This window comes from Pseudogemmobacter sp. TB195 (assembly GCF_058313095.1).
On record NZ_JBZEGG010000065.1, the window covers coordinates 1 to 4384 of the forward strand.

Consider the following 4384-nt stretch of genomic DNA (forward strand, 5'->3'; position numbering starts at 1 on the left):
GATCACCATCGCAAATGCAATCCTGAAAACAGGAGAGGTATGGCGTCAACAGCTCAATCAATAGACACAATTGCTAAAGGGTTAGGCGCGTGCTTTCCAAAGCCCGATTCGTGCAACAGCGCCCATCGCCGTCGTCATCCCCTGTCTGCCAATGCGTGGCGGCTTTTTCTGTCTGGTGGCGATCAGGGACTGTCACACCCGCAAGGTCCTTGCGTAGCGGGTCTCAAATACTACGGACGCCTCGTTCTGCGTCGCGGCGCTGGACGAGGCCATCTCTTGGTTCGGATCGCCGAACATTATGAACAGCAATCAAGTGGCCCAGTTCACATCGCTTGCCCGGACAGACCGCCCGCAGTGATCTGCTCACCGCAAAGGGAAGTCATGAGCCCGATCAACAGGAGCAATTCAGAACTTAAAAAGCGGCAGATCATGTCTAAGGAAGAGGGGTGAACCCCACACCCATGACGCATTAGTCCCGAAGCGTCTCCTTCCATTTCAGAGAAAATATCGCACCAACAGACCGTCGGATCAGACACCCCTTCAAATATGTTGTGCTGAACGGACAAATATGCGTAGATCTAATCATCACATGATACGTTGCCGTTACGCAGACCCATAGCCTTTTACATTGTTCAATACATGTTTCCGAGGCGCTATGACTTATGCATTATGCGACTGCGAGACCGTCTCCCCTGAAGCACCCCAGGCCATAAAGGCACGGCATTACAAAAGGCCGGCGTTAAGTCCCGGGCCGCATATGGCGGGGTTGATCTCTGTCCTTAAGCGCTGCCTTGCGCAAGCCATTCTGGCGATTTGCGCTTTGCTCTTCGCTTTCAGCCCGGGCCGCGCCATGGCGCAGGTCGTTTGGGAGGATTTCCGCGGCAATGAACGTGTTCCCTTGCCACTCGGAAACCCACACTACGAAAATGATGAGGGCGCCCCCCTTGTGACGCTGAAGAATTTCTCAAGCAATGTCATTAATGTAGCGCGATCAGGGACGAGTAATAGTATAAATTTCCGGGCCTCGGATTATACCCTGTGCAACTACGAGGACGCCCCAGGGAGCGCGTCATGTATTGCCCGGGTTCAGGGGCGCGTGCTTTGGGCAAGGGTTCAGTTTCCCCAACCTGGGAATTACACATTCTCGCTGGCGCATGACGACCAGGTCGATATCGATGTGTCGGGCAACTTTGCCAGCAATTCCTTTAAAACGATTTCGTACAATGTCCCGATCGGCTCGGTTCCGGACTACACCGAAGATGATGAAACCTGGGATAGCGTCAGCGGGACAATCTATGCGCCGGTGGCAAACAGCTGCGCGTGGATTCGTATCTATTGGAACAATGTGGGGGGGATCAATCACCTCCGGCTGCGCTGGCACAGGCCAGGTGCCCCTACCCCGGAAGTTATCCCCGCCGCCTATTTTCTGAGCTCCAGCGTGACACCTGGCCCGGCGACCTGCGCTGCTGCTGTCACTTCGGCCGCGACTTCTGTCCAACTGGTCAAGGAGCTCAACGAGACGGGTCGTGCCCATTCTGATGATCAGTTTACGATCTCAGTCCAGCGGCCGGCAGGAACCATCGTGGCCAATGCCGCGACAGGTGGCACGACAACGGGCATTATTGCCGATACGGGCGCCGTCCTTGCCCAAGCCAATCAGACTTACAGGCTGAGCGAGGGCATGCTGGCAGGCAGCGTGTCGCTGCTCAGCCGATACAATCCGACCATTTCCTGTACCCGAAACGGCGTTGTCTTTACCCCCGGCGGAACGGCGCCGAACTGGACCGTTACGCCCGCAGCAAACCAGCAGATCATCTGCCGCATTATCAATTCGCGCATAATGACCGCTCCGGTTGCGGTGAATGATCTCTTCACCGGGCTTACGATCGGCGTGGCCGCATCTGTTAATCAGCTGTTGAACGATACGGATGCCGATGGAACGCTGGATCCCGGCTCGGTGGTGCTTTTGTCGACCGGCATGCCGGCGGGGTCGGTTCTGTCGGCCAACGGAAAGTCGCTTGACGTTCCGGGGCAGGGCAGCTGGAGCGTCAGTTCAGGGAGCGGATGGCTGGTCTTTCAACCGCTGCCTGGTTATGCGGGCGATCCGACACCAGTGTCCTACCGTGTGTCGGATAATGATGGGCTGCAATCGAATGCTGCGACAGTCACCTTAAGGTTTGCTCCGCAGACCGATCTTTCCATCGTGAAATCGGTGAACAACGCGGCACCTGCGGTGGGCTCGACTGTGGTCTTCACGCTGGCCGTGACCAATAACGGCCCCTCGGATGCGACGGGTGTCAGTGCGACTGACCTGCTGCCTTCGGGCTATACCTATCAGACCCATAGCGGCCCCGGGAGCTATGATTCCGCTACGGGTCTCTGGACCATTGGTGCGCTGGCCCGCGGGGGGACACGGACGCTGCTGATCACGGCACGGGTCAATGCGAGCGGGGCTTATGGCAATACGGCCAGCGTCAATGGCACCGAGACGGACCCGACGCCGGGCAATAACAGCAGCAGCGTGACGCCTGTACCCGTGCCCCGGACCGATCTTGCCATCGTGAAGACGGTGAGCAACGCGACGCCTGCGGTGGGTTCGACTGTGGTCTTCACGCTGGCCGTGACGAATAACGGCCCCTCGGATGCAAGCGGGGTGGCGGTCACGGATCTTCTGCCTTCGGGCTATACCTATCAGACGCATAGCGGCCTCGGGACCTATGATTCCGGGACCGGGCTCTGGACGATTGGTGCGCTGGCCAATGGGGTGACACGGACGCTGCTGATCACGGCGCGGGTCAATGCGAGTGGGCCCTATGGCAATACCGCCAGCGTGACCGGCGCCGAGACGGACCCGACGCCTGGCAATAACAGCGGCAGCGTGACGCCGGCACCTGTGCCCCGGACCGATCTTGCCATCGTGAAATCGGTGAACAACGCGACACCTGCAGTGGGCTCGACTGTGGTCTTCACGCTGGCCGTGACCAATAATGGCCCCTCGGATGCGACGGGTGTCAGTGCGACTGACCTTCTGCCTTCGGGCTATAGCTATCAGACGCATAGCGGACCCGGGACCTATGTTCCCGCTACGGGGGACTGGACGATTGGTGCGCTGGCCAATGGGGTAACGCGGACGCTTGCGATCACGGCGCGGGTCAATGCGACCGGGGCCTATGGCAATACCGCCAGCGTGGCCGGCGCCGAGACGGACCCGACGCCTGGCAATAACAGCAGCAGCGTGACGCCGGTACCGGCGCCGCAGACCGATCTTGCTGTTACGAAGGCAGTCAACAATTCCCTGCCCGGCGTGGGCGACAGGGTGGTCTTTACGCTGACCGCTGCCAATAATGGGCCGTCTGACGCCACGAATGTGCGGGTGTATGACCCGCTGCCCGGTGGCTACAGCTATGTCTCTGACACCTCGGGCGGTGATTATGATACGGGCACCGGTTACTGGATCATCGGCAGTCTTGCGAATGGCGCCACCGCCACGCTGGCCGTCACCGTCGACATCAGTCCGGGCGGCCCCTATCTGAATACCGCAACGATTTCGGGTGGCCAGATCGATCCGGATCCTGGCAACAATACCGCCTCGGTTGCGCCGGGCCCGTTGCCGCGCGCCGATCTTTATGTGAACAAATCTGCCTCCGATATGTCTCCGGCCGTCGGCGACCAGGTGACCTTCACGCTTCGGGTTGGCAATAACGGTCTTTCGACCGCGACGGGCGTAGAGGTCACGGATCTTCTGCCATCGGGTTACACCTATATATCCCATAGCCCGGGCGCGGATTATGACCCGGTGAGCGGGCTCTGGACGATCGGAACGCTGCCCGCAGCGATAGGGCCCACGGCCGAGCTTGAAATTGTCGCTTTGGTGAAGGCAGGCGGCAATTACCGAAACAGCGCCACCGTGCGTGGGAATGAAGCCGATCCGAATTTCAGTAACAATACCAGCAGTGCGACGCCGGTACCTGTGCCCCGGACCGATCTTGCCATCTTGAAAACGGTGAGCAACGCGACGCCTGCGGTGGGCTCGACTGTGGTCTTCTCGCTGGCCGTGACCAATAACGGCCCCTCGGATGCGACGGGTGTCCGTGCGACTGACCTGCTGCCTTCGGGCTATAGCTATCAGACCTATAGCGGCCCCGGGACCTATGATTCCGGGACCGGGCTCTGGACGATTGGTGCGCTGGCCAATGGGCTGACGCAGACGCTTGAGATCACGGCGCGGGTCAATGCGACCGGGCCCTATGGCAATACCGCCAGCGTGACCGGCGCCGAGACGGACCCGACGCCTGGTAATAACAGCAGCAGCGTGACGCCGGCACCTGAGCCCCGGACCGATCTTGCCATCGTGAAGACGGTGAACAACGCGACGCCTGCAGTG

The 4384-nt window shown here is 59.8% G+C and carries 2 protein-coding genes; both read left to right on the top strand.

The features are described 5' to 3' along the window. Window positions 1–450, top strand: a 450-nt coding sequence (locus tag AC4FS3_RS28395; protein WP_491023322.1) for a hypothetical protein, incomplete at its 5' end; no start/stop codon positions are given. A 646-nt stretch (window positions 451–1096) separates the two neighbouring features. Then, window positions 1097–4384 (top strand): hypothetical protein (locus AC4FS3_RS28400; protein ID WP_491023323.1); only part of this gene is annotated, 3288 nt, incomplete at its 3' end.